Source organism: Nonomuraea harbinensis (assembly GCF_019396385.1).
Classification (GTDB): Bacteria; Actinomycetota; Actinomycetes; order Streptosporangiales; family Streptosporangiaceae; genus Nonomuraea; species Nonomuraea ferruginea.
The window spans coordinates 251,585-277,277 of sequence record NZ_JAHKRN010000002.1 but is presented as its reverse complement, the minus strand read 5'-3'; the positions used below and the strand labels follow the sequence as shown (position 1 = coordinate 277,277).

General features: G+C 73.2%; 24 protein-coding genes and 1 riboswitch. Of the genes, 14 read left to right on the top strand and 10 right to left on the bottom strand.

The features are described 5' to 3' along the window. The first annotated feature begins 130 nt into the window (after positions 1 to 130). The 6 genes from KME79_RS03125 to KME79_RS03100 all read left to right on the top strand — a co-directional run bounded on the left by KME79_RS03125 (position 131) and on the right by KME79_RS03100 (position 8,347). Positions 131 to 982: an oxamate carbamoyltransferase subunit AllH family protein gene (locus KME79_RS03125; RefSeq protein WP_219543227.1), complete on the top strand. Its 852-nt coding sequence runs from the start codon at positions 131 to 133 to the stop codon at positions 980 to 982. Next, positions 979 to 2,340 carry an AllF/FdrA family protein gene (locus KME79_RS03120; RefSeq protein ID WP_219543226.1) on the top strand — a complete coding sequence of 454 codons (1,362 nt, stop codon included), beginning with the start codon at positions 979 to 981 and terminating at the stop codon, positions 2,338 to 2,340. The genes KME79_RS03125 and KME79_RS03120 overlap by 4 nt, the downstream gene beginning before the upstream one ends. Then, complete coding sequence (locus tag KME79_RS03115; protein WP_219543225.1) at positions 2,337 to 3,734, top strand: YlbE family protein; 1,398 nt, start codon at positions 2,337 to 2,339, stop codon at positions 3,732 to 3,734. The genes KME79_RS03120 and KME79_RS03115 overlap by 4 nt, the downstream gene beginning before the upstream one ends. A gap of 136 nt (positions 3,735 to 3,870) precedes the next feature. Further along, positions 3,871 to 6,129 carry a serine/threonine-protein kinase gene (locus tag KME79_RS03110; RefSeq protein ID WP_219543224.1) on the top strand — a complete coding sequence of 753 codons (2,259 nt, stop codon included), beginning with the start codon at positions 3,871 to 3,873 and terminating at the stop codon, positions 6,127 to 6,129. A 60-nt stretch (positions 6,130 to 6,189) separates the two neighbouring features. After that, positions 6,190 to 7,005, top strand: coding sequence for an MOSC domain-containing protein (locus KME79_RS03105; protein ID WP_219543223.1), 816 nt, complete (start codon positions 6,190 to 6,192; stop codon positions 7,003 to 7,005). A 52-nt stretch (positions 7,006 to 7,057) separates the two neighbouring features. Further along, positions 7,058 to 8,347: an MFS transporter gene (locus tag KME79_RS03100; protein WP_219543222.1), complete on the top strand. Its 1,290-nt coding sequence runs from the start codon at positions 7,058 to 7,060 to the stop codon at positions 8,345 to 8,347. On the opposite strand, the gene KME79_RS03095 is transcribed toward KME79_RS03100, so the two are convergent. After that, complete coding sequence (locus KME79_RS03095; RefSeq protein ID WP_219543221.1) at positions 8,322 to 9,881, bottom strand: bifunctional 3'-5' exonuclease/DNA polymerase; 1,560 nt, start codon at positions 9,879 to 9,881, stop codon at positions 8,322 to 8,324. The genes KME79_RS03100 and KME79_RS03095 overlap by 26 nt on opposite strands. A 20-nt stretch (positions 9,882 to 9,901) precedes the next feature. After that, a complete protein-coding gene (locus tag KME79_RS03090; protein WP_219543220.1) occupies positions 9,902 to 11,386 on the bottom strand; it encodes a metallophosphoesterase family protein in 1,485 nt (494 codons plus the stop codon). A 134-nt stretch (positions 11,387 to 11,520) separates the two neighbouring features. On the opposite strand from KME79_RS03090, the gene KME79_RS03085 reads away from it, so the two are divergent. Further along, positions 11,521 to 11,922, top strand: coding sequence for a hypothetical protein (locus KME79_RS03085; RefSeq protein WP_148030427.1), 402 nt, complete (start codon positions 11,521 to 11,523; stop codon positions 11,920 to 11,922). Here KME79_RS03085 and KME79_RS03080 read toward each other — a convergent pair. Next, a complete protein-coding gene (locus tag KME79_RS03080) occupies positions 11,919 to 13,472 on the bottom strand; it encodes an FAD-binding oxidoreductase (RefSeq protein WP_219543289.1) in 1,554 nt (517 codons plus the stop codon). The genes KME79_RS03085 and KME79_RS03080 overlap by 4 nt on opposite strands. A gap of 31 nt (positions 13,473 to 13,503) precedes the next feature. Between KME79_RS03080 and KME79_RS03075 the strand changes: the two genes are divergently transcribed. The 4 genes from KME79_RS03075 to KME79_RS03060 all read left to right on the top strand — a co-directional run bounded on the left by KME79_RS03075 (position 13,504) and on the right by KME79_RS03060 (position 17,045). Next, on the top strand, positions 13,504 to 14,028 hold the full coding sequence (locus tag KME79_RS03075; RefSeq protein WP_219543219.1) for a TetR/AcrR family transcriptional regulator: 525 nt from the start codon (positions 13,504 to 13,506) through the stop codon (positions 14,026 to 14,028). Beyond that, a complete protein-coding gene (locus tag KME79_RS03070; protein WP_219543218.1) occupies positions 14,025 to 15,665 on the top strand; it encodes a glycerol-3-phosphate dehydrogenase/oxidase in 1,641 nt (546 codons plus the stop codon). Before KME79_RS03075 ends, KME79_RS03070 begins: the two co-directional genes overlap by 4 nt. 52 nt (positions 15,666 to 15,717) lie before the next feature. Next, positions 15,718 to 16,632: a sucrase ferredoxin gene (locus tag KME79_RS46815; protein WP_148030424.1), complete on the top strand. Its 915-nt coding sequence runs from the start codon at positions 15,718 to 15,720 to the stop codon at positions 16,630 to 16,632. Positions 16,633 to 16,733: 101 nt separating this feature from the next. After that, entirely contained in the window at positions 16,734 to 17,045 is a 312-nt protein-coding gene (locus tag KME79_RS03060) for a WhiB family transcriptional regulator (RefSeq protein WP_101784355.1), read from the top strand. A 208-nt stretch (positions 17,046 to 17,253) separates the two neighbouring features. On the opposite strand, the gene KME79_RS03055 is transcribed toward KME79_RS03060, so the two are convergent. Beyond that, on the bottom strand, positions 17,254 to 17,487 hold the full coding sequence (locus tag KME79_RS03055; RefSeq protein WP_148030423.1) for a DUF397 domain-containing protein: 234 nt from the start codon (positions 17,485 to 17,487) through the stop codon (positions 17,254 to 17,256). Between the two features lie 123 nt (positions 17,488 to 17,610). Next, positions 17,611 to 18,483, bottom strand: a complete 873-nt coding sequence (locus KME79_RS03050; protein WP_219543288.1) for a Sco1979 family transcriptional regulator — start codon at positions 18,481 to 18,483, stop codon at positions 17,611 to 17,613. A 154-nt stretch (positions 18,484 to 18,637) separates the two neighbouring features. Here KME79_RS03050 and KME79_RS03045 point away from each other — a divergent pair, with 154 nt between their 5' ends. Then, on the top strand, positions 18,638 to 19,111 hold the full coding sequence (locus KME79_RS03045; protein WP_148030422.1) for an ATP-binding protein: 474 nt from the start codon (positions 18,638 to 18,640) through the stop codon (positions 19,109 to 19,111). On the opposite strand, the gene KME79_RS03040 is transcribed toward KME79_RS03045, so the two are convergent. Then, positions 19,108 to 19,749 (bottom strand): phosphoribosyltransferase, encoded by a 642-nt coding sequence (locus KME79_RS03040; RefSeq protein WP_148030421.1) that lies wholly within the window; start codon positions 19,747 to 19,749, stop codon positions 19,108 to 19,110. The genes KME79_RS03045 and KME79_RS03040 overlap by 4 nt on opposite strands. A gap of 78 nt (positions 19,750 to 19,827) precedes the next feature. Beyond that, on the bottom strand, positions 19,828 to 20,925 hold the full coding sequence (rsgA, locus tag KME79_RS03035; RefSeq protein ID WP_219543217.1) for a ribosome small subunit-dependent GTPase A: 1,098 nt from the start codon (positions 20,923 to 20,925) through the stop codon (positions 19,828 to 19,830). 285 nt (positions 20,926 to 21,210) lie between these two features. Here rsgA and KME79_RS03030 point away from each other — a divergent pair, with 285 nt between their 5' ends. After that, positions 21,211 to 21,759 carry a sigma-70 family RNA polymerase sigma factor gene (locus KME79_RS03030; protein WP_246639158.1) on the top strand — a complete coding sequence of 183 codons (549 nt, stop codon included), beginning with the start codon at positions 21,211 to 21,213 and terminating at the stop codon, positions 21,757 to 21,759. Further along, positions 21,756 to 22,460, top strand: a complete 705-nt coding sequence (locus KME79_RS03025; RefSeq protein WP_219543216.1) for an anti-sigma factor family protein — start codon at positions 21,756 to 21,758, stop codon at positions 22,458 to 22,460. Before KME79_RS03030 ends, KME79_RS03025 begins: the two co-directional genes overlap by 4 nt. A 421-nt stretch (positions 22,461 to 22,881) precedes the next feature. On the opposite strand, the gene glyA is transcribed toward KME79_RS03025, so the two are convergent. The 3 genes from glyA to KME79_RS03010 all read right to left on the bottom strand — a co-directional run bounded on the left by glyA (position 22,882) and on the right by KME79_RS03010 (position 25,682). Continuing rightward, entirely contained in the window at positions 22,882 to 24,132 is a 1,251-nt protein-coding gene (glyA, locus tag KME79_RS03020) for a serine hydroxymethyltransferase (protein ID WP_219543215.1), read from the bottom strand. Positions 24,133 to 24,158: 26 nt separating this feature from the next. Continuing rightward, a riboswitch (ZMP/ZTP riboswitch) is annotated at positions 24,159 to 24,242 on the bottom strand. Between the two features lie 71 nt (positions 24,243 to 24,313). Beyond that, the gene (locus tag KME79_RS03015; RefSeq protein WP_246639157.1) at positions 24,314 to 25,246 is read right to left on the bottom strand and encodes a YihY/virulence factor BrkB family protein; all 933 of its coding nucleotides are present in this window, start codon (positions 25,244 to 25,246) and stop codon (positions 24,314 to 24,316) included. A gap of 61 nt (positions 25,247 to 25,307) precedes the next feature. Further along, complete coding sequence (locus KME79_RS03010; protein WP_148030416.1) at positions 25,308 to 25,682, bottom strand: YccF domain-containing protein; 375 nt, start codon at positions 25,680 to 25,682, stop codon at positions 25,308 to 25,310. Between the last annotated feature and the right edge of the window lie 11 nt (positions 25,683 to 25,693).

The window sequence follows — 25,693 nt, the reverse complement described above, 5'->3', positions numbered from 1 at the left end:
TACAGATTGTGGCCCCACATACCGTCTGTCAGGAAGAGCCAGTCTTCCCGCTGACTGTTGGCAAATTTCTCCGTACGGGCGGTTGCCGGGCCCGTTCTACGGTCAGGTCCAGGGTCGGTAGGGAGGTCCGGTGACGGTCGGTACTCACGTGAGGCGGGTACGCGCGCACGTCACGGGCGCCGCGAGCACCGCGGTGCGCCCGGTCCTGGAGGCTTCGAGGCGGCCCGCCCGGGTGCTCGCCGCGTTCCCCGCCGGGATCTACCTGGAGGTCAGGACCGAGCTGGAGCCCGCGGTGATCGCCGTGGTGACGGGACCTGCCACCCGGCTGCCGAACTCGATGCTGCTCGCAGGAGCGCTGCCGCGCGTGACCATGGGTGACGAGGCCTTCGTGGGCGACGGCTCGGTGGACGTCGGCGGGCTGAGCCTGCGCGCCCGCCGCTGGTGGGATCCGTCTCCGCGGCTGGGCGAGGTCGATCCCGCGACGCTGCCGCCGCCGTCGGCGCTGGCCGGGCGGGGCACGCCGGGCCTGGACGGCAACGACGCGGTCGAGCTGCTGGCGGCCAGTTGCGCCTCCGGGTGGCTGCTGGGCGCGGTGACGGCGGCCGAGCGGCTGGTCGGCCTCGGTCCCGGGCTGACGCCGAGCGGCGACGACGTGCTGGCGGGGCTGCTGGTGACGCTGCGCCACCTGGGTGCGGCGACCGGCACCGCGCGGGCGGTCGACCTGGCCGGGTGGCTGGGGGCGACCGTCACGTTCGACGCGCGCACCCGTACCACGCCGATCTCCGCGACGCTGCTGCACTGCGCGGCGCGCGGCGAGGCGTGCCCGGAGGTGCTCGCGGTGCTGCGCGGCCTGACCGGGCGGCAGCCGCTGGGGCCGGCGCTGCGCCGGCTGTGCGGGCTGGGCCACACCTCGGGCGCCGACCTGGCGCAGGGCATCGCGATCGGGCTGGAGACCGTACGCGCGCTGGGGGGACGGGGATGAACGACACGGTCTTCGTACGCGAGGGCGTCTACCACGACTCGGTGGCGCTGATGCGGGTGAGCAGGGCGCTGTCCGAGCTGCCTGGCACGGCGGTGGCGATCGTCGCCATGGCCACGGAGCTCAACCTTGAGCTGGCCCGCGACCTGGGCTTCGAGCTGCCTCCGGCCGGTCCGGGCGACCTGCTGGTCGCGCTGCGCGGGCCGGACACCGCGGCGGCGGCGCACGAGCTGGACCGCCACCTGGCGGAGCTCTCCTCGGCGGGGCCGGCGCGGGAGGCCGAGCAGCCGCCGCTGACCACCCGCTCGGCGGCGCGCGGCGGCGGCGCGGACCTGGCGCTGGTGTCGGTGCCGGGCGAGCACGCCTTCGCCGAGGCGATGGACGCGATCGAGGCCGGGCTGCCCGTCATGGTCTTCAGCGACGGGGTGCCGGTCGGGTCGGAGCGGCTGCTGAAGGAGCGCGCGGACGAGCGCGGCGTGCTCGTCATGGGACCCGACTGCGGCACGGCCGTGGTCGGCGGGGTGGGGCTGGGGTTCGCCAACGTGCTGCGTCCCGGGCCCGTCGGGCTGGTGGCCGCGTCGGGGACCGGCGCCCAGCAGGTGAGCTGCCTGCTGGACCTCGCGGGCGTGGGGGTCAGCCACGTGCTCGGCGTCGGCGGCAGGGACCTGTCGGCGGCGGTCGGCGGGCTCTCGACGGTGCGGGCGCTGCGCATGCTGGACGAGGACCCGGCCACGGAGCTGATCGTGCTGGTCTCCAAGCCGCCGGACCCGGAGGTGGCGGGGACCGTGCGGCAGGTGGTGGAGTCGCTGCGCACGCCGGTCGTGGAGGCGCTGCTCGGCTCCGGCACCGACCTCACCGCCGCCGCCGAGGCCGCCCTGCGCGCCCTCGGCCGCCCGGTGCCCGCCTGGCCCTGCTGGGACGGCTCCGCCCGGAGAGCCGTGACGGTGGCCGGCGAAGATCCCGGGCCGCTGATCGGGATCTACTCCGGTGGGACGCTGTGCGCCGAGGCGGCGCTGATCGCCGGGGCCGGGGAGTTCACCGACTACGGGGACGACGTCTACACCCGGGGCCGGGCGCACCCGATGATCGACCCCACGCTGCGGCTGGAGGCCCTGGGCAAGGTGCCGCCTGGCGGCGTGGTGCTCATGGACGTGGTGCTCGGCCACGCCGCCGACCCCGATCCCGCCGCCCGGCTCGCCCCCGCGATCGCCGCCCTGCCCGCCGCCGTGGTGGTCGCGCTGATCGGCACCGAGGCCGACCCGCAGGACCTGCTCCGGCAGGCCGCGGCCTTCCGCGACGCCGGCGCCGTCGTGTTCACCTCCAACGCGCAAGCCGCCCGGCACGCCAGGGACTCGCTATGACACTGCTCGACGGCCCGCCCCACGTCATCACGGCCGGCGCCGGCCTGCTCGCGGACGCGCTGCGCGAGCAGGCCGCCGCCGTCACCGGCGTCTCCTGGCGCCCGCCCCTCGCGGGCACCGCGGACGCCCTGGCCAGGGTGCTCGCCGACCCGCGCAGGCAGGCGGCCAACGACCTGGCGGTGCGCCGCCTGGTCTCGGCCCGCCCGGAGCTGGCCGGCGTACGGCGGGCGTCGGAGGTGCTGCGGACGGCGGAGCGCACGTTCCTGCACGCGGGCCCGCCGATCACCTGGGAGCGGGCGTCGGGCCCGATGCGCGGTGCGCTGATCGGCGCGATGCTGTTCGAGGGGTACGCGGACGACGAGCGGGAGGCGGCGGCCAGGCTCGCCGCCGGGGAGGTGCGGCTGGAGCCGTGTCATCAGCACGCGGCCGTGGGCCCGATGGCGGGCGTCGTCAGCCCGTCCATGTGGCTGTTCGAGGTGCGCGACACCGAGCACGGCGGCACCGCGTACTGCTCGCTCAACGAGGGCCTGGGCAAGGTGCTGCGCTACGGCGCGTACGGGCCCGAGGTGCTCGACCGGCTGCGCTGGATGGACGGCGTGCTCGGGCCCGCGCTGTCGGCGGCGATCGGGCTGACCGGGCCGCTGGACCTGCGGTCGCTCATCGCGCAGGCGCTGCAGATGGGCGACGAGCTGCACAACCGCAACCGGGCGGCGACCTCGCTGCTGCTGCGCGAGCTGGCCCCGGCGATCTCGGACGCGGCGCCGGGCCACGCGTCGGAGGTGCTGCGCTTCATCGCCGGCAACGACCACTTCTTCCTCAACGCGGGGATGGCCGCGGCCAAGGTGAGCACCGACGCGGCCCGGGACGTGCCGGGTTCGACCCTGGTCGTGGCCATGGCGCGGAACGGCACGGACTTCGGCGTGCAGGTGTCGGGGCTCGGCGGCCGATGGTTCACCGGGCCGGCCGGGGTGCCGGACGGCCTGTACCTGGGCGCGTACGGGCCCGGCGACGCCAACCCGGACATCGGCGACTCCACCATCACCGAGACGTCCGGGCTGGGCGGGTTCGCGATGGCGGCGGCCCCGGCCATCGTCCGGTTCGTGGGCGGCGAGGTCGCGGACGCGGTGGCCGCCACGCGGTCGATGTACGAGATCACGCTGGCGGAGCATCCCGCCTACCAGATCCCGGGGCTCGGCTTCCGCGGCACGCCCACCGGCATCGACGTCACGCTCGTCGCCAGGACCGGTCTGCTGCCCGTGGTGAACACCGGCATCGCGGGCAGGATCGCGGGCACCGGACAGGTCGGCGCGGGGCTCGTCAGCCCTCCCGCGGAGGCGTTCACGGCAGCTCTGCGGGCGCTGTCGGACGCGGTGGCTGATCCATTCGAGGTATAGCGAAACCGCACGTCAACCCCCGAAAAGCGACACTATGGTTTCGCCCCGGTTCACGTGCCTATATGGTGACGAATCCCATGAGGTGAAACCACGGCGTGACTTGTGTGACCTTTGAGGCTGGAGATGGGGGCGGGACATGGCAGCCGACCGCGTGCTCAGCGGCCCCGGCGCTGAAGGCGGCACTCCACAGAGCCAGGGCAAGCTCGTCGGCAGGCGTTACCGGCTGATGTCGCCCGTCGGCCGGGGCGGCATGGGCATGGTGTGGCACGCCCACGACGTGCTGCTCGACAGGGACGTGGCGGTCAAGGAGCTCATCCTGCCGTTCGGCCTGGACCACGCGGGCAAGCAGGCGGCGCACCGGCGGGTGCTGCGCGAGGCCAGGTCGGCCGCGCGGCTGCAGCACCCCGGCATCGTCACCGTGCACGACGTGGTGGAGGAGGACGGCCGCCCGTGGATCGTCATGGAGCTGGTCCGCGCCTGGTCGCTGGAGCAGGCGGTGCGGCAGAGCGGCCCGCTGCCGGTGATCCAGGCCGCCGAGATCGCCATCCGGGTGCTCGACGCGCTCCGGCACGCGCACGCCTCCGGCATCCTGCACCGCGACGTCAAGCCGGGCAACGTGCTGCTCACCGCCGACCGGGTGGTGCTGACCGACTTCGGCATCGCCGCCGTCGAGGGCGACGTCACGATCACCCAGACCGGGCTGCTCATGGGCTCGCCCGCGTACATCCCGCCGGAGCGCCTGTCGGGGCAGCCGATCTCGGCGGCGGCCGACCTGTGGTCGTTCGGGGCGACGCTGTACGCGGCCGTCGAGGGCCGTCCCCCGTACGAGGGTCCTGACGCGGTCGCGGTGCTGGGCGCGGTGCTCACGCAGGAGCCGTCCAGGCCGCAGCGCGCCGGCGCGCTGCTGCCGGTGATCGAGGGGCTGCTGCAGAAGAACCCGGCCGCGCGGCTCACCGCCGACCAGGTCGCCGACCGGCTGGAGCGGGTGCTGCTCGCGCACGGCTCGGTACGGCCGCGCACCCCGGAGACGCCCGCGCCGCTGCCCACGCTGGGCGACTCGACGCCCGCCGGGCTGCTGCCGCCGCTGGAGCCGCCGTCGGGGCCGCCGTCGGGGCCGCTGCCCTCGCGGATCGTGGAGACGCCCTCGGGCCCGGTGCGCGTCCCGTACGACCCGGAGAACAGCCCTTCCGACGGGTACGGCATTCCCTACGACACGACGTCCGGTCACCGGACCGACCAGTTGCGGAAGCCGGAGTTCGACGCGTTCTCCTCGGGCCCGCACTCCCTTCCGGGGCTCGGCGGCTCGGCGGCCCCGAGGTCGCTGTCGGACCCGGCCCCGGGCGGCTACCCGTCACCGGGCAGCACGTCAGGCCCGTACCCGCTGCCCGGACACGACACGTCCGGCCCGTACCCGTTGCCGGGACAGGAGACGTCGGGCCCCTACTCGACGCCGGGAGGCGCGTCCGGACCGTACGCGACGCCGGGCGGGGCGTCCGGCGCCTACCCGGAGCCGGACGGCCTGTCCTTCCCCGGCGTGGGCCGCGCGCGGGGGCCGGGTGACTCCGGTGAGCAACCGGCGCCGCCCATCCTGCCGCTGACCAGCGACAGCCGCAGCGTGAGCGCCTCCGGCCGGTGGCCGCTGGCGACCGACGACGACCTGCGCGACCAGTCGCACAGGCTGTCCAAGGACGTCGGCCGCAGCCGCCTGGCCCAGCTGCCCGGCGGTCCCCACCGGACCTCCGCCGGCCGGCCCACCACCAGCCGGCGCAGCCCGGACGAGAACGGCAACGCCTGGGTGCGCGACGGGCGGCCGACGCCGCTGCTGATCGTCGCCGCCGTGGCGGCCGTGGTCGCCGTGGTGGCCGCGCTGATGATCTACGCGTCGAGCGGTTCCGTCGAGCCCGTGACGACCCCGCTCTCGGTCGCCAGCAGCGCCCCGGCGCGGGCCGAGGCCTCCCCGGTGCCCGACGGGTACGTCGAGGAGACCCCGCCGGGGTTCAGCGTGGGCGTGCCCGAGGGCTGGAAGCTGAGCACCTCGGGCGGCCAGACCACGATCACCGGGCCGAAGGACTCGGGCATCGAGGTGATCGTCGCCCAGGTGGCGCCCCAGGCCGACGGCGGCCTGTCGGAGCTGACCCGCGAGGAGGCGGACGGCGGCAGGGACGGCTACATCCAGGTGCAGCTGCAGGAGACCGACTACCGCGGCTGGAAGGCGACCGACTGGGAGTACACCTACGCCGCCGAGAACGAGGTGCCCATGCACGCGCTCACCCGGTTCGTCACCGTCGACGACAAGACGGCCTTCACGATCACCTTCGACATGCCGGAGCTCGTCTGGGACGACCAGTCCGGGGCCCGCAAGGTCTTCTTCGACACCTTCCGCCAGTCCACCTGACCCGGCGTCCTTCCTGGTGGAAGGCCCGGAAGTCAGATCGTGATGTTGTACGGTCTGCACATGAGGCTGGGGAGCATCTTCTTCTATCCCATCAAATCCACCTCTGGGCACGAGGTGGCCGAGGCCGAGGTGCAGCCGTGGGGGCTGGCCGGCGACCGGCGCTACCTCGTCGTGGACGAGCGCGGCGAGCCGATCACCGCCCGCGAGCATCCGATCATGCTGGCCTGCGTGGCCCTGGCCGACGGCGCCGCGATCAAACTCACCGGCCCGCACGCCGACCCGCTGCGCGTCGTCCCCACCTCGCGCAGGTTCACGGCGAACGTCTGGGGGACGCCGGTGGAGGTGACCGACTGCGGGGACGACGCGGCCGCGTGGATGGCCGCGCTGATCGGGCGGCCCGCCAGGCTGGCCTGGCTGGACGACCCCACCCGGCGCCCGGTCGATCCCGCGTACGGCCTGCCCGGCGACCGGGTGAGCCTGGCCGACGGCTACCCGCTGCTGCTCACCACGACGGCCTCGCTGGCCCGGCTCGGCGACTGGGTCGCGGAGACGGCGGCCGAACTGGGCGAGGAGATCCCGCGGCCGCTGGACATGCGCAGGTTCCGGCCCAGCGTGGTGGTGGAGGGCGCGGACGAGGCGTTCGCCGAGGACGGGTGGCGGCGGCTGCGGATCGGCGAGGCGGAGTTCCGGGCCGCCAAGGGATGCGACCGCTGCGTGCTGACGACCGTCGACCCGGACACCTACGCCAAGGGCAAGGAGCCGATCCGCACCCTGAGCCGTCACCGCAGGTGGGACGGCAAGGTGTGGTTCGGCGTCAACCTGATCCCCGACGGCACGGGCGTGATCAGGCGAGGTGACCCCGTCACAGTGTTGTAGTCCCAAAAACAACGTTTTGGGGTGATCTCTGGGGCTATGCGAGACTTCACGGGTGACCAGCACCCCCACGACCGCTGACGCCTCGCCCTCCGCCCATCTCCGGGCCGTCCAGCGCCGCACTCTGATCGTGCTCTCGGCCGCGCAGATCGTGGGCGGCGTCGGAGTCGCCGTCGGACTGGCGCTCAGCTCGGTGGTGGTCGACCAGCTCTCCGGGTCGACGATGATCAGCGGCTTCGCGGGGACCGCGACGGTGCTGGGGGCGGCCCTGCTCGCCCTGCCGACGGCCAAGGCGTCGAGCAAGGGCGGCAGGCGGTCCGGCCTGGCGCTGGCGTACCTGGCGGCGCTGCTCGGCTGCGCCATCTCGGTCGTCGCCATCAACCTCGGCAACTGGCAGCTGCTGCTGGCCGGGCTGGTGCTGGTCGGCGGCGGCAGCGCGGGCAACCTGGCGGCCCGCTACTCGGCCACCGACCTGTCGCCCAGGAACCACGCCGCCCGGCACCTGTCGCTGGTGGTGTGGGCGGCGACGGTCGGCTCGGTGGCCGGCCCCAACCTGGCCGAGCCGGCCGACCGGATCGGCATGGAGGCCGGGCTGGTGGGGAAGGCCGGGCCGTTCGCGTTCGCCGCGCTGGCGTTCGCGCTGGCGCTGCTGATCGTCTTCGCCGGCCTGCGTCCCGACCCGCTCAAGCTGGCCAGGGAGCACGACGGCAGGAAACCCTCGACGGAGGCGGGCAAGCGGACGGTCCGCACCGCGTGGCGGATCCTGCGCACCACGCCGATGGCCCGCCAGGCCCTGGTGATGATCGCCGTCAGCCACACCGCGATGGTGTCGATCATGTCGATGACCCCGGTCAAGCTGCACCACGACGGCGCCGAGCTGGACGTGATCGGCATCGTGATCAGCCTGCACATCGCCGGCATGTACGTGATGTCGCCGGTGGTCGGCTGGCTGGCGGACAAGGCGGGCCGGGTGCCAGTGCTGCTGCTCGGCATGGGCCTGCTGCTGGTCTCCGCCGTGCTGGCGGCCACGGCGGGCCACCAGGTGTGGCAGGTGACGGTGGCGCTGTTCGTGCTCGGCCTGGGCTGGTCGTGCGGGCTGGTGGCCGGCTCCGCGCTGGTCAGCGAGTCGGTCTCGATCGACGGCCGCACGGCCGTCCAAGGGCTGTCGGACCTGCTCATGAACGTGTGCGGGGCGACCGGCACGGTGCTGGCCGGCGTGATCGTGGGCGGTCTGTCGTACGGGGTGCTCGGTGCGGGCGTGGGCGTGATGGTGGCGCTGGCCGGGGTGTGGCTGGCGCTGGCGGCCCGCCGGTCGGGCGCTATTTGGCGTCCGCGTAGCAGCTGACCGCGACCGCCTCCATCGGGAAGCGCACCGGAGTGGCCCCGAACAGCAGCCGGGTCGCCTCGGCCGCCGCGGCGCCCACCGCGTCCGCCACCTGCTCGGCCAGGTCGAGCGGGCAGTGCACGATGACCTCGTCGTGCTGGAAGAACACCAGCCGGGCCGGGCGGGGCAGGAGGCCGCGCAGCACCCCCATGAGCGACAGCGCCCATTCGGCGGCGGTGGCCTGGACCACGAAGTTGCGGGTGAACCTGCCCCGGTCGCGCGCCGCCCGGCCGCCCTCGGGGCCGGAGACGAGCTCGCGCCAGGACGCGGACGGCGGCGGGCTGGTGCGCCCGAGCCAGGACCGCACGAGCCTGCCCTCCTCCCCGGCCTTGGCGGCGTCCTCGACGAACTGGTAGGCCTTCGGGAAGCGCCGGCGCATGACGGGCAGCAGCCGGGCGGCGTCGCCGCTGGTGCCGCCGTACATCGCCGACAGCATCGCGATCTTGGCGTGGTCGCGCTGGCCGCCGAACGAGCCGGCCAGCGCCGAGTAGAGGTCGATCTCCCCCGCCGCGGCGGCCAGCCCGGCGTCGCCCGCCATCGCGGCGAGCACCCGCGGCTCCAGCTGGGCGGCGTCGGCGACGACGAGAGCCCACCCGTCGTCGGCCACCACCACCCTGCGCAGCACCTTGGGGATCTGCAGGGCGCCGCCGCCGCTGGTCGCCCAGCGGCCGGAGACCACGCCGCCGACCACGTATTCGGGCCGGAAGCGGCCGCCGCGCACCCACTGGTCGGCCCACGCCCAGCCGTGGAAGCTGTGGAGCCTGGCCAGCTCCTTGTAGGCGAGCAGCGGCTCGACCGCCGGATGGCCGACCTGCTTGAGCTCCCAGGACCGGGTGGACTTGATCGCCACCCCGGCCCCCTTGAAGGCCTTGACCAGCTGCTGCACCGAATCGGGGTTGACCGGATGGCCGAACGCCGCCGACACCCGGTCGGCCAGCGCCTGCAGCTTGGCCGGCCGCATGCCGTGGACCGGCCGGGGCCCGAGCATCTCGGCGAGCAGCGCGTCGTGCACGTCCCTGCGCCAGGGCATGCCGTCGTGGCTCATCTCGGCGGCGATGAGCGCGCCGGCGGACTCGGCGGCGGCCAGCAACCGGAACCGGCCGGGATCGGGCAGCGCCGCGATCCGGGCGAGCTGGTCGGCGAGCACCTCGGCCACCGCCTCCGGGGGCAGCGGCTCGGGCGCGAAGAGCGTGCCGGGATCTTCCGGCGCGTCGTCGGGGACGGGCCGGCCGTGCAGCCTGGCGTGCGCGGCCCTGGCCGAGCGCGGCTCCCCGTGACGCGCTTCGTACGCCAGCAGCAGGGCCTCGGTGAGTGCGAGGTCGTGGCAGCGGGAGACCCGCACCCCGGCGGCGAGCAGCGGCGGGTAGGCCTCGCGGGTGTCGGCCCACACCCACCGCGGCCGCGACGCCTCCAGCTCGCGCACCGCGCCGGGCCCGGCGGGGCGGGGCGGCCCGCCCGCGGGAAGGAGCCGCTCTCCGGCCAGCACCACGTACACGACTCCAGGGTGCCAGGCGGCTACGACAAAGAGATGCGCACCTCGTCCTCGATGGGGGGTTCGAGCTCCTGCCGCAGGCACCCGGTGGCGGCGTGGCACCGGATGGTGAGCGCCTCGGGGGTGACCGACAGGCGCAGGAACTGCTTGAAGAACGGCGGGGTGTCCCAGTCGGACAGCTCGGACAGGAAGTGCTGGAACACCCGGTCCACCGGCAGCCGGAACGGCCACGGCCAGGACCCGAGCAACCGCGCCGCCCACCGCATCCGCCGGGTGATCGTCACGGCGCCGCCGGCCGGCCGCACCGGCGTGTTCTTGATCTGCTCGGCCATGATGCAGGCGGCCTCGTCAGGGGTGAGGCAGAGCCACTTCATCCGCAGCCGCTTGGCGTAGAGCTGGCTGTAGAAGGACAGCGAGTCGCCGCGCAGCGGGTAGCAGCGGTAGTCGTCCTCGTGCACGCCGCCCACGTCGACGCGCCGGATGGTGTGGGTGGCGTGCATGAACGCGCCGCCGCCGCCGGACACGACGTACTGGATGACCCGGTCGCCGACCTGGACCGGGTAGCGCTGGTAGTTGTGCACGTCGCCGCCGATGGCCGCCACGTAGCGGTGGCGCGGGTCGCGCACGATGTCGTCGATGGTGCCGCCGCCCTCCAGCGCGGAGGGCTTGTAGGCGTTGCCGGTGTAGATCGGCTTGCCCGTGACCAGGAGCTTCGGCCGGGGGTCGAGCGACACGCGGCGCAGCCACGCGGTCTGGCCCTTGTCGATGGTGCCCTTGATGCCGGTGTCGACGCCCACGATGAGCAGGCTCGGGGTGTCGATCACCCAGTACGGGCCGGGCTGCGTCGCCTGCTGGGCCGGGCGGCCACGCAGCGCGCGGGCCTCGGCCAGGGCCGGTTCGTCGATCGTCTCGGGCTTGCGCCACAGCAGCCCGCGCAGCCCCCGGTCGGGCCTGGGCTTGAGCGAGGCGTCGCAGAAGACCCGCATGAACCCGCCGAGCCCGTCGTACCAGTCGTGGTTGCCGGGGATCGCGTAGATCGGCGCGTCGTAGTCCTGGTAAGGGCGGAAGAACTTGTCGCGGTAGTCGTTGCCCGACCCGGCCGGGTAGATGATGTCGCTGGCCAGGATCGCGAACGCGGTGCCCTCCCCCGCCTTCAGCATGCCGGGCACCACCGCGTACTGGGACGCGTCGCCCTCACCGGTGTCGCCGACGAGCAGGAAGTCGAAGCTCTCGCCGGCCTCGGGCGCGATCCGGAGATCGGGGTCCGTGCCGCGCCCGCGCAGGGCGGCCACCCACTGCTCGCGCACCTCGCCGGACGGGTCGCCGAACAGGCCGGCGAGGATCTCGTTGCGGGACTTCCACAGAGTGACCGGGTTCAGCCAGGTGAAGCCCTCGTCCTTCGGCCGCAGCCGGTCGAACGTGCCGATCTCCTGGCACACCCATCCGGCGCCCTCCTCGGACACCCGCGAGGATGCCCGCTTCCCCCGTTCAGCCGTTGATTCCACCATGACCCCATCTTTGCCCGTAGATCACGTCGCGCGCATCCGAACAGAGCGTGCCGTTGCCGACACAGCTGGTTCACGATGGTGTAACCTCAGTCGCCCCAAGCAAGCGGTTGTCGTCGCCAAGGGGAGGGCTAGCCATGGCCCGGAACGGTTCCGATGACGCGCTCAGGCGGAACACCACGCAGGTGGATGCCGTCGAGGGCCTGCTCGCGTACGCCGCCACGAGGAGCGCGCGCGAGGCGCTGCGCCAGGTGAGCCGTGCCGTGGCGATGAGCCGCGATCTGGCGGCCGAGCACCCCGAGCACACCTCCCTGCTGGTGCGCGCCCTGATCATGGAGGCGTCCCTGCAGCTGAGACGTAAGTGCCCGGCCGAGGCGCTGCCCCCGGCCGAGGAGTCGGTGGCGCTGGCCAGGAGGGCGGGCGGGGCCCCGCTGGCGCGCTCCCTGCACGCGCTGGCCGCCGCCTACAGGGCGCTCCGCCGCTTCGGCGAGGCCGCCGAGGCGGCGGAGGAGGCGTCCAGGGTCGTCGAGCTCGACTAGACGAGCGCTCCCGGGTTCAGCACCCCCCGCGGGTCCACCCGGTCCTTGACCGCGCGCAGGATCGCCACGCCGAGCGGGCCGATCTCGGCGGCGTAGGCGGCGCGATGGTCGCGGCCGACCCCGTGGTGGTGCGAGATCGTGCCGCCCGCCTCGACGATGGCGGTGTTCGCCGCCTCCTTGGCCCGCTCCCACTGCGCCACCGGGTCGTCCTCCTGCGCGGTGACGACGGTGAAGTAGAGCGACGCGCCGGTCTCGTACACGTGGGAGATGTGGCACATGACCAGCGGCGAGCCGAGCGCGCCGAGCAGCGCGAGCCGGACCGCGTCGTACAGGCGCGGCAGGTCGGCCCAGAAGCCGGCCGTCTCCAGCGTCTCCACTGTGGCGCCGGCGGCGAGCAGCGAGTCGCGCAGGTACGGCGCGGAGAAGCGGCCGTGCGCCCACCCTTGACCGGGCTCCTCGCCGAGGGGGACGCCGCCGTGGCCGGACAGCACCGCGGCGGCGGCCTCGCGGCGGGCGGACACCGAGGCGCCCTCGTAGCCGGCGATCACCAGGCAGCCGGCCTCGCCGCCGCCGATCCGGTCGGGGCGGGCCAGGCCGATCATGGTCTCGGTCTCGTCGGAGAGCCGCAGGACCGTGGGCAGCGGGCCGTCCTGGGCGAGCGCCCGCAGCGCGGCCGTGCCGGCGGCGAAGCCGGGCAGGCGCCAGCCCTCGTACACCTTCTCGGCCGGGGCGCGGCGCACCCGCAGCCGGAGCGAGGTGATGACGCCGAAGGCGCCCTCGGACCCGAGCACGAGCTGGCGCAGGTCGGGCCCGGCCGCCGACTTGGGCGCCCGGCCCAGGTCCAGGTCGCCCTCGGGGGTGGCGACGGTCAGCCCGGTCACCATGTCGTCGAAGCGGCCGTATCCGGCCGACGCCTGGCCGCTGGAGCGGGCCGCGGCGAAGCCGCCCAGCGTGGCGTACTCGAAGGACTGGGGGAAGTGGCCCAGCGTGAGGCCGTGCGCGGCCAGCAGGCGCTCGGCCTCGGGGGCGGGCACGCCGGGCTCGAACACCGCGGTCATCGACTCGGTGTCGACCTCGACCAGCCGGTCCATCCGGCCCAGGTCGAGCGAGATCACCCCGGCGAAGCCGTCGCGGGCGGCGGTGAGCCCGCCGACGACGGAGGTGCCGCCGCCGAACGGCACGACCGCGATCCGCTCGGCCGCGCACAGCCGCAGCACCCGCGCCACCTCGTCGTGGCCGCCGGGCAGCACGACGGCGTCCGGCGCGCCGGCGCCGTCCCCCGCGCGCATCCGCAGCAGGTCGGGGGTGGACTTGCCGCGGGCGTGCCGGACCCGCGCCTCGTGCGTGGTCAGCACGTGCCCGTCGCCGACCAGGCCGGCGAGCGCGTCGAGCAGCCGGGGCTCCAGCGCGGCGGGCGGCATCCGTACGGACTCCAGCCCGGCGGCGGGGACCGCCGGCGCGCGCACGCCCAGCAGATCGTGGAGCAGCCGGCGGACCTGTTCTGGAAGCTCGCGGGCCTTGGCCGGGTCGCCCCAGCCGGACCAGAGCATCGGTTCCGATCGCACGGTTACACTGTGACATATGACGGCTATTCGTCACAATGACGGCGTGCTGGACGCGGCCCGCGACTGCGTGCTGGCCTACGGGGTGCGCCGCACCACGCTCACGGACGTGGCGCGGCGGGCCGGGGTCTCGCGGATGACGATCTACCGGCACTGGCCGGACATGCGGGCGCTGGTCGCCGACCTGATGACGCGCGAGTGGGTCCGGGTGATCAGCGGGCTCGACCTGGCCGATCCGGTGGGCGCGGTGGTGGCCGGGGTGCGCGGGCTGCGCGGGCACCCGCTCTGGCGCAAGATCGTGGAGGCGGATCCCGAGCTGCTGCTCCCCTACCTGCTCGACCGGCGGGGGGCCAGCCAGGAGGCGGTGCTCGCGGTGCTGGAGCCCGCCCTCGGGGACCCGCGCAGGGCCAGGGCGGTGCTGCTGGTCGCCCAGTCGTTCCTGCTGTCGGCGCCCACCATGCTCGATCCGCTCACCCTCGACGACCTCGACGCCGAGCTCGCGACCCTGCTGGAGTCCTACCTCGCGCGCCCGGCGGGACGGTGAGCGGGGTCGTGCCGGGCAGCTCGCTGAACGCCGCCCGGAGGGCGCGCGAGCTGGTCCGCACCGCCGAGGAACGGGTGGACGTGCTGGTGGTCGGGCTGGGCGCGACCGGGGCGGGCGCGGCGCTGGACGCGGCCTCGCGAGGGCTGGACGTCGCCGCGATCGACGCCCAGGACCTCGCCTTCGGCACCTCCAGGTGGAGTTCCAAGCTGATCCACGGCGGCCTGCGCTATCTGGCCAAGGGGCAGGTGGGGGTCGCGTACGAGAGCGCGGTGGAGCGCGGCGTCCTGCTCACCCGCACCGCCCCGCACCTGGTCAGGGCGCACCCGTACGTGCTGCCGCTGACGCCGGGGGTCACCGGGGCGCGGGCCGCGACGGTGATGACCGGTTACCTGCTCGGCGACGGGCTGCGGCGCGCGGCGGGCACGCCGCGGCGGCTGCTGCCGGGCCCGTCGGCGCTGCCGGCGGGCCGGGTCCGCGAGCTGGCCCCGGTGCTGCGCGCGGACGGGCTGCGCGGCGGGCTGCTGTCGTGGGACGGGCGGGTGCTCGACGACGCCCGGCTCGTGGTCGCCGTCGCCAGGACGGCGGCCGCGCACGGGGCCCGGATCCTGACCCGCTGCCGCGCGCTGGAGCTGCGCCCGGACGGCGCCCGGGTGCGTGACGAGCTGACCGGCGAGGAGTTCGAGATCAGGGCGCGGGCGGTGGTCAACGCGACCGGCGTGTGGGCCGGCGGGCTCGACCCGAGGGTGCGGCTGCGGCCCTCGCGCGGCACCCACCTGGTGCTCGCGGCGGGCGCGCTGCCGGGGCTGCGGGCCGGGCTCCACGTGCCGATCCCGGGCGAGAGCAACCGTTTCGCGCTCGTCCTGCCGCAAGCGGACGGGCGGGTGTACGTGGGGCTCACGGACGTCGCGGTGGACGGGCCGGTGCCCGACGTCCCCGAGGCGCCCGAGGAGGACGTCAGGACGCTCCTGGACGTGCTGAACGGCGTCCTGGAGATCGAAGTGCCGAGGAAGGCCGTGGCGGGCGCGTACGCGGGCCTCAGACCGCTCCTGGCGGGCGGCGGGCACACGGGCGGGCACACGGGCGGGCACACGGGCGGGCACACGGGCGGGCACGGGGACGGGCACACGGACGGGCACGCGAGCGGATACGGAGACGGGCACACGGGCGGGTACGGGGACGGGCGCGGGGACCCGGGGGCGGGCGGGCGCACGGCGGATCTGTCGCGGCGGCACGCGGTGCTGTCCTCGGGCGGGCTCGTCACGGTCGTCGGCGGCAAGCTGACCACCTACCGGCGGATGGCCCAGGACGCCGTGGACCGGGCGGTCGCGGTGCGCGGGCTGCGCGCGGGCCCGGGCCGGACGGCCGCCATCCCGCTGGTGGGAGCGGGCCGGCCGGCCGCGGGGACGCCGCGCAGGCTTGCCGAGCGCTACGGCGCGGAGGCGGCGGCGGTCCGGCCGCTGGTGGAGTCCTGTCCCGAGCCGGTCGGTCTCGGCCTGACCCGGGGCGACCTGCTCTGGTCCGTGCGGCACGAGGGCGCGCTCGACGCCGGCGACCTGCTCGACCGGCGCACCCGGATCGGCCTGGTGGCGGCGGACCGCGTACGGGCTCTGGAGGCCGCGGAGGGCATGTTCGGCTGATCCTCCCCAACCCGTTAGGTTAGTCTTACCTAACCGTTGGAAGGGGGAAGGTGTGGCGAAGGGCTGCGAACACGCGAGGGGATGTCACACGGGTGGCGTCCCCACTCTCGCGAGCGCCACGGCGGGCGCGCGGCTCTGGCTCCTCGTCGAGTACGCGGGCCCGTGGCCGTCACACCTGGAAAGCTTCGAACTTCCTGAGAACATCGCCGAACTGGTGGCGCGGGCGCTCGCCCGGGGCATCAGGCCGCAGCTCATCCGCCGACCGGGCCGCCGCACCCGGACGCGGGATCAGGGCATCCGCGTGCTAGTCGGGTACGGGATCGGCGACCGGCCATGGCTCGCCGGCGGCGTCATCGCAGGTCCTGACGATCTTGACCTGGACGCGCTGGTGGCCGGAGTGGTCCCCGAGTCCTGCATACTTGAAGACGAGCCGGTATTTCTGGTGTGCACGCATGCCAAGCGCAACGCGTGCTGCGCCCGCATCGGACTGCCCCTCGCCCGTGCTCTGGCGGAAAAACTGCCAGAAAGGGTGTGGGAAACGTCACACGTTGGCGGCGATCGGTACGCCGCCAACCTCGTGTGCTTGCCACACGGAATTTTCTACGGCAGCATGTCTCAGGCTGCTGCGATCGCAGCGGCTAACGCGTACCGGTCGGGCGAGATCATTCTCGACCGTTTCCGGGGACGCGCGGGTATCCCTGAGCCATTGCAAGCCGTCGAGCACTTCGCCCGAACCCATACGGGAGAGTGCTCCGTCGGCGCGGTGACCGTGGAATCCTCCAAGTCGGACGGCGACGTCACCGAAGCCATCGTGCGCTGCGGCGACGTCCGGTTCAAGGTTGTGGTCCAGCCCTCGGCGCGGCAAGCGCCGTGTGGCTCGGTTTGCGCCGACAAGGCCGCCACCTACCGGCTGGTTTCGCTGGACAGGCTTTCGCCTGTGCGGTACGCCACGCCTGCCTACGCCTGACAAAGGGAACATCACGGTCCTCCATTGCGTTGGAACAGTGACGCCCAAAGCGTCCGATGCGGCTCAATTACCGAAATACCTCTCACGAAGGTGGTTTTCTCATGTCTCAGGTACGTCGGCAGCTCGCCCGCCCGCGCCCCAGCTGGGGTTGGCAGGATGATGCCGCGTGCCGGGGTGAGGACCTCGTGCTCTTCTTCGGCCCCGACGGGGAGCGGCAGCCCGAGCGTGACGTACGTGAGCGGAAGGCCAAGGCGATCTGCGCCCAGTGCCCCGTCCGCACGGAGTGCCTTGACTACGCACTGTCCCGTCCGGAGAAGTACGGCACGTGGGGTGGCCTCAACGAGGACGAGCGCGCCTCCGAGCGTCGCCGTCGCATGCGCCGCGCCGCCAGCGCCGGCATCTCCGCCGCCTGACACACCCGGCAGCGTCTCCGAAGATCGTGTGATCACGCAGTTGTCCCGATGACCGGGGCCCGGCACGCCGGGCTCCGGAGAACCCGGTCGGGACAACTGCCTGATCAGGCGGACCTCGCCCCGCACGAAAGAACCGCGCATGAAAGAAGCCGCCGTCCGATCCGGACGGCGGCTTTCGCGTGCCCGCCGGTCGGCGGGCCAGGGCTGGTCACACCAGCAGGTCGTCGAACTCTCCGTCTTTGGCGCCCAGGACGAACGCGGTGATCTCGGCTCGCGTGTAGACGAGCGCGGGACCGTCGGGAAACCGCGAGTTGCGCATGGCCACCTCCCCTGTGGGCAGGGTCGCCACCTCGACGCAGTTGCCGTTGGGATTGCTCCGCGCGCTCTTGCGCCAGTCGGCGGAGAGTCGACCGGCGGGCGTTCCGTTGCGGAACTCGTGCATGGGTGTTGCTCCTCGGCCCTTACGGATGCACGTGCATCCGTGCTTACGAGCCGAGAATAGAGGGACGAACCGGAGGCCATATACCGGATGGCCAAAAATCCCTATGTGATGGGTCACAGGGACTCAGCCGTTCAGCAGCCGCTCCAGGAACGCCCGGGTCTGCCGGGGCTGCTCCGCCTGCACGCTCAGCCGGTCCATGACCTTCACGTAGTGCTCGGAATCGGCGACCTTGTCCAGGTAGAGCGCGCTCGTCAGCTGCTCCATGTAGACCACGTCGGGCAGCTCACGCTCGGGGAAGCGCATGATGCTGAACGGGCCGCCGGCGGCGGCGTGCCCGCCCCGGTCGAACGGCATGATCTGCAACGTGACATTGTGGTGGGCGATGAGCTCCAGCAGGTGCTCGATCTGCTCGCGCATGACCTCGGGCCCGCCGAGCACCCGGCGCACCGCCGCCTCGTCGATCACCGCCCAGAGCGTGAGCGGGCTCTCCCCGGTCAGCCGCCGCTGGCGGGCCGTCCGCAACTGGACCCTGCGCTCCAGTTCGCCGGCCGGGGCGTTCTCGTGGGCCAGCTCGATCACCGCCCTGGCGTAGGCGGGCGTCTGCAGCAGGCCGGGCACGAACTGGTTCTCGTAGGTCCGGATGACCGAGGCGGCGCCCTCCAGCCCGATGTAGATCTCGAACCAGCTCGGCAGCAGATCGCTGTACTTGTGCCACCAGCCGGGCTCGTTGGCCTTCCTGGCCAGTTCCAGCAGCGGCGCCCGGTCGCCGGGGTCCGTGACGCCGTAGAGGGTGAGCAGGTCGGCCACGTCGCGCTCCTTGAAGCTGACCTGGCCCAGCTCCAGCCTGCTGATCTTGGCATGGGACGCGCGGATGGAGTAGCCGGCGTCCTCCCGCGAGATCCCCTTGCCGGTGCGGAGTCTGCGGAGCTGCGTGCCCAGCAGGATCCGCAGGACGGTCGGGCTACCCGGAGAATGTCGCAGAATGTCGCTTTCCATCCGCTTCGCCCGCTCCGCGCTCACGCTCACCGCTCCCTATCGCATCTGCACGTGCAGATGCGATTTGCATCCGTAAATCACGAAAGAGTCTTGCATCGCCGACGTCACGCCGTAAAGATGGTCTTGGATACCAGAACGCGCTTCGGGGGCCAGCATGACGACTTTCGACCCGGGACCGCAAACCGCCAGCGGTCTCAGGCCACCAGGATGGCTGACGGCCGTCCTGATCGAGGGTCGGCCCGCCGAGCGCGATCGCCTCTTCGGCTTCCACGAGCTCAGCACGTTCGAGCCCGGGTGCGTCTCGGTGGCAAGACGGTTCGTCGACCAGACGCTCGGCTCGTGGGGGGCCGAGCGGGCCGTGTTCGACGCCCAGCTCATCACCTCCGAACTGGTCACCAACGCCATGCGCCACGGTGGCGGCGCGATCGACCTGCGGCTGCTGATGGACAGGACCGAACTGGCCTGCGTTGTTAGCGATCACAGCACGGCGCCGCCGGTCACCGGCGGCGCCGACGTTTTCGCGGAGTACGGTCGCGGGCTGCGCCTGGTGGGCGCCCTCTGCCGCGCCTGGGGCTGGCTCACGCCCGGCGGCGCGCGCAAGCTCGTGTGGGCGGTGCTGCCGCTCTAACCCGGCGCCGGGTTCCGGGCCAGCACCTCCAGCACGTCGGCGTCGGAGAGCTGGCCGAAATGCTCGTACCACTGCCCGACCGCGCGGAAGTCGGCCGGCACGCAGAGCACCACCACCTCGTCGGCCTCCTCCCGCATGGCGCTGACCGTGTCCCTGGCGCCCACCGGAACGGCGAGCGTCACCCTCCCGGGCCCGGCCGCGGCCACCGCCCGCAGCGCGGCCCGCGCGGTCACCCCGGTGGCCAGCCCGTCGTCGGCCACCACCACCTCGCGGCCCGCCAGGTCGGGCAGCGGCCGGTCACCCCGGTACACCGCCACCCGGCGGGCCAGCTCCCGCCGCTCGGCGGCCACCTCGCCGGCCAGGTCCTCCGGCGTCAGCCCCAGCCGGTGCAGCAACGGCAGGTCGAACACCGGCTCACCGCCCTCGGCGATCGCCCCCACGCCGAACTCCGGCGACGGCGGGTAGCCGATCTTGCGGGTGACGAGCACGTCCAGCACGCCGCCGAGCCGGCGCACGATCGGCTCCGCCACCTCCACCCCGCCACGCGGCAGCGCGAGCACCACCGGGCCGGGGATGCCCGCCAGCCGCTCGGCCAGCCGCTCCCCCGCTTGCGCACGGTCGACGAACACGCACTCCATACGGAAACCCGTACCCACGCCGCCGACGGGCAGGCCCGCCGGGGAGGGGCCCGTGCGGGCCCGCTCCCCGGGAGGGCGTCACGGCCGGTTGCGGCCCGAGCGGCGCATCTCCTTGTGGATCGACTTCCACTTGCTCTGCAGGTCCTTGCGCAGCCTGGCGTCCGTCCGGGAGGCCATCCACGCCGCCTCCCGCTGGAGCTTGCGCCAGCTCTCCAGCCGCCGCTCCGGCAGCTCGCCGCTCTCCAGCGCCGCCAGCACCGCGCACCCGGGCTCGGTCTCGTGGCCGCAGTCGTGGAAGCGGCACTCCGCGGCCAGCGCCTCCAGGTCGGAGAAGACCCGCTCCACGCCCTCGTTCATGTCGTACAGGCCGACCCGCCTGATGCCAGGCGTGTCGATGACGAGCCCGCCCCCGGGCAGCGGGATGAGCTCCCGGTGGACGGTGGTGTGCCGGCCGCGCCCGTCGGCGGCGCGCACCCGCTGGGTCTCCATCACCTCGCCGCCCGCGAGCGCGTTGACGAGGGTGGACTTGCCGGCCCCCGAGGGGCCGAGCACGACGGCGGTACGGGACCCGTCCAGATAGTCGCGGACGAGCTCGACCCCCTCCCCGCGGATGGAGGAGACCGCGTGCACGTCGACGCCGGGCGCGGCCTGCCGCACGTCGTCGAGCAGATCGCCCAGGCCGGGCCCGAACAGGTCGGACTTGGTGACGAGCACCACCGGAGTGCCGCCGGACTCCCAGGCGAGCGCCGTCAGGCGCTCGATGCGGCCCAGGTCGGCCAGATCGGTGGCGTGCATGGACGGTTCGGCGACGAACACGATGTCGACGTTGGCCGCGAGCACCTGGCCCTGGCCGTCGCCGGACAGCCCGCCACGGGAGTCGCGGCTGACGCCGCCGCGGACGAACGCGGTCGTCCTGGGCAGGAGCTCGGCGAGCTCGTAGTCACCCGAGGGCAGCGGCTTGAGCGCGGCCCAGTCGCCCACGCAGGGCAGCGCGACCGGGTCGGCGGCGGACGCCCTGCGGACGCGGGCGCCGTAGCGGGCGTGATGCCGGCCGGCGCTCGTGACGACCTCGGCCGCGCCGCGGTCGACGCGGGAGACGCGGCCGGGCACGGTGTCGCCGGGCAGCTCGGCGGCGCGGGAATCGGTCCAGCCGAGCAGAGAAAGATCGTAAGACAACGGAATTGCACCCTTGAGGTTGAGAAGGAACCCGGGTGGTCTCAGGCGAACACCCGGAGGGGGACTGACGGCAGGCAGAACAGGACGACCCGCATAGTCCTCACCTCCTCGATCCGTTGCCGGTGACTCTACGCACCGGCCGCGCGGGACCGCAACGGGTTTTCGGCCACCCCGCGGTTGAACCGTCGGGGCGCCGTGGTCCGTACCACCTGCCGACGGACTCGAGAAAGGGGAATGATGCGACTGAGCACGTATCCCCCACCCTCGGCCGAGGGAGCAGCCCCCATGGGCAAGCCGCGGTTACGGCAGTGGTTGAGGCGCGTACGGCCGGACCCGGAGATGGTCGTGTCGGCTCTCTACCGGCAGTACCACCGGCCGTTGCTGGCCTTCGTCGTGCGGCTGACCGCGGGTGACCGGCAGTGGGCCGAGGACGTCGTACAGGAGACCATGATCCGCGCCTGGCGCAGCGCCGAGCAGCTCGATCCCGACGCGGCCTCGCTGATGCCCTGGCTGGCGACCGTCGCCCGACGTATCGTGATCGATGACCGGCGGCGAAGGGACGCCCGCCCCCAGGAGCAGGGCGACGGCCCGCTGGAGCACATGCCCGTGCCGGATGAGATGGAGCAGCTGCTGCACCAGGTGGTCGTGTCCGAAGCGCTCAAGGCCCTGTCGCCCGCGCATCGCGAGATCCTCAACGAGACGATCCTGCGCGATCGTTCCGTCAACGACGCCGCGCGGGCGCTCGGCATCCCCGTGGGCACCGTCAAGTCCCGGGTCTACTACGCGGTGCGCGCGCTGCGCGTGGCACTGGAGGAGAGGGGGGTGACGGCGTGACCTCGCGAGTGGAGCACACCGACGTGGGCGCCTACGCCCTGGGCCTGCTGGACGACGACGACCGGATGGCGTTCGAGACGCACCTCCTCGGCTGCCGTGCCTGCGCCGCCGAGCTGTCCGACCTGGCGGGGGTGGCCCAGGCGCTGCACGGGCTGGGGCCGGTGACCGACGACCCCCCTGAGGAGGAGCCGGCCGAGGTGATCGACCTGCTGCACCGCAAGCAGGCCGCCGACCGGCGCTCGCGCAGGGGGACGTTCCTCGTCGGGATCGCGGCGGGCATCTCGCTGGTGGCGGGCGGGCTGGTGCTCGGCGCCCAGATCGGCGCGCAGAACGCCCCGCCGGCGGCCCACACCCAGCTCGGCCCCGCCGAGCAGTTCTACGCGATGGGCACGCCGGTGCCGGGCACCGGCAGGGACGGCGTGACGGGCGGGCTGGTGCTGGAGTCGAAGGGCTGGGGCACCCACGCGGCGCTCAAGCTGTCGGGGGTGAAGGGGCCGCTGGAGTGCGAGCTGGTGGCCGTCGGCAAGAGCGGCGACCGCCGGGTCATGATGGGCTGGTCGGTGCCGCCGGCCGGTTACGGCACCGAGGCCAACCCGGAGCCGCTCTACATGCACGGCGCGGCCGCGCTGACCGTCGACAAGATCGACCGGTTCGAGGTCATCACCGCGACCGGCCGCAACCTGCTCACCGTCGACGTCTGACGCTTCCGCCACGAGCCCTCTCACCTGCGGTGGGAGGGCTTTTCCGAGGGTACGGGAGAATTTTTCGCGAATCGTTGAACCCGGGGCGATCCGGGGGCCGTACTGCCTGTCAGAACAGGGATTCCCTCCAAGGAAGTGACCGGCATGTCAGGGGACATGCCGGTCACCCCGAGTTCGCACCGGCCCGCCGGGACGTTCGGGAACCGTCCGGACGGGTCCGCCGGCCAGTGGCGGTCCTCCCCCTCACCGCCACCCGGCCGTCGCCCCGGGGCCGTCCCGGCCCGCCCCGGCCGCGACGACGCCCCGCCGCACCACGGGAGCCCGTGCGGCGGGGCGTCCCCTGCCGGATCCGAGGCGTTCCGGCCGGCCGTAAAGCGTGCTCTTTCAGAACGCCGTGGCGGGAACTCCGGGACCGGCCGGGTTACAGGCCGGGGGCCGGGAACTGGGCGGTGAGCTCGCTGACCTCGCGGTGGACGCGGGTGATGACGTCCTCGGCGTCGCCCTTGGCCAGGGCGGTGACGACCTCGTCCATCCACGCGCCGATCTGCCGCATCTCCGCCTCCTTCATCCCGCGCGAGGTGACGGAGGGGGTGCCGATGCGGATGCCCGACGGGTCGAACGGCTTGCGGGTGTCGAACGGCACCGCGTTGTAGTTGGTCTCCAGGCCCGCCCGGTCGAGCGCCTGGGCGGCCGGCTTGCCGCCGATGCCCTTGGGGGTGAGGTCGAGCAGGATCAGGTGGTTGTCGGTGCCGCCGGAGACCAGGTCGAAGCCGCGCGAGGCGAGCTCCTCGGCCAGGGCCTTGGCGTTGGCGACGACCTGGTGGGCGTAGGCCTTGAAGTCGTCGGTCGCGGCCTCGCGCAGCGCGACGGCGATGGCGGCGGTGGTGTGGTTGTGCGGGCCGCCCTGCAGGCCGGGGAAGACGGCCTTGTTGAGCGCGGTGGCGTGCTCGTCGGTCGTCGCCATGAGCATGGCGCCGCGCGGGCCGCGCAGCGTCTTGTGGGTGGTGGTGGAGATGACGTCGGCGTGGCCGACGGGCGACGGGTGGGCGCCGCCGGCGACGAGGCCCGCGATGTGCGCGATGTCGGCGGCCAGGACGGCGCCGACCTCACGGGCGATGGCGGCGAAGCCCTCGAAGTCGATGGTGCGCGGGATGGCGGTGCCGCCGCAGAAGATCAGCTTGGGCCGGTGTTCGAGGGCGAGCTCGCGCACCTGGTCGAGGTCGATGCGGCCGGTGTCCTGGCGGACGCCGTAGCGGACCGGGTTGAACCACTTGCCGGTGGCGGAGACGGACCAGCCGTGGGTGAGGTGGCCGCCGAACGGCAGGCCCATGCCCATCACGGTGTCGCCCGGCTGCAGGAACGCCATGTAGATGGCGAGGTTGGCGGGGGAACCCGAGTAGGGCTGGACGTTGGCGTGGTTGACGCCGAACAGCGCCTTGGCCCGCTCGACGGCGACGGTCTCGACCTGGTCGATGACCTGCTGGCCCTCGTAGTAGCGCTTGCCGACGTAGCCCTCGGAGTATTTGTTGGTCAGGACGGTGCCGGTGGCTTCGAGCACGGCCTTGGAGACGTAGTTCTCCGAGGCGATGAGCTTGACCGTGTCGGCCTGGCGCCGCTCCTCCGCCTTGATCAGCTCGGCGATCTCAGGGTCGACGCTAGCGAGAGAACCCATGACTCTCCTGTCATATTGACGTGTCTTGCGAAGACCCAGGCGCCCGGCCTCCGCTCCTTCCCGCTCCCCGGTGGTCGTTCCCACCTGATGCGCCAGTCGCGACGTCATTGACGATATCGGATGCCGGGGAGCTCACTCCGCCGTGATCTGGGCCTTCCCCGCGGTCATCGGGGGCCCGATCTCATTTCGCGCGGCCGTCGCCGGGCCAGAGCCGGTCGACCTCGGCGTTGAGTATCGCCCCGATGAGCACGGCCAGGGCCGTGATGTAGAGCCACAGCAGCAGGGCTATGGGCGCCGCGAGCGACCCGTACACGGACACGGGCGAGAACCAGGCGGCGAGCACGGCGCGCAGCACCGCGGCGCACACGATCCACAGGAACAGCGCCAGGATGGCCCCGGGCAGCTCGCGGAACCAGCGGGTGCGCACGGGCACGCTGACGTGGTAGAGCACGCTCAGGAACAGCACGGAACCGACGACCACCACGGGCCAGTAGAGCAGGTCGACGGCGGCGGCGTAGTCGGCGGGCAGCGCCCCTTTGAGCAGCGTCGGGCCGATGACCAGGATGGGCATCACGACGATGCCGACGACCAGGCCGATCACGTACAGGCCGAAGGACATCAGCCGGGTGCGGATGATGCCGCGCTCCTCCCCCAGCCCGTAGGAGACGGAGATGAGGTCGACGTAGACGTACAGCGCACGCGACCCGGACCAGAGCGACAGCAGGAAGCCCAGCGAGATGATCGACACCTTGCTGGCGTCGTCCCTGAGCACGTCGGCGAGCAGCGGGCGGACCACGGTGTCGATCGTGTCGGCGGTGAACAGCACGCCGGCCTGCTGGATGACCCACGCCTCTATGTCGACCACGGCCTGCTTGCCGATCCAGCCGCCGAGCTTGGCCAGCACGCCGATCAGGCCGAGCACGAACGGCGGCAGCGACAGCAGGGCGAAGAACGCCGCCTCGCCCGCCAGGCCGGTGACGCGGTAGTTGACCCCGGCGTTCGTGGTGGCGCGCACGGTCGCCCACGACCTCGTGTCGCGCACCCAGCTCAGCCTGGCCCGGGCGGCCGAGGCGGCGGGCCTCTTGGACCCGCTTGGCGCTTCCGTGGACGTCATGGCACCCAACGCTCTGTCGCAGTGACTCTCCGGCTCAGCTTACGTCCCAGGTTGTCCTGCCCTAGTCGTTGTCCTCGATGCGCGCTCCCAGCGGCAGCAGCGAGACGGGGATCATCTTGATGTTGGCGATGCCCATCGGGATGCCGATGATCGAGATGAACAGCGGGATCGACGTGAGCACGTGCCCGATGGCCAGCCAGATGCCGGCCACGACGCACCAGATGATGTTGCCGATGAGCGAGAAGACGCCGGCCTCGGGGTCGCGCACCACGGTCCGGCCGAACGGCCACAGGGCATAGGCCGCGATGCGGAACGAGGCGATGCCGAACGGGATCGTGATGATCAGGATGCAGCAGATGATCCCGGCGACGGCGTATCCGATGGCGAGCCAGATCCCGGCGAAGACGAGCCAGATGACGTTCAGGAGCGTGCGCATGCTTCCAGCAT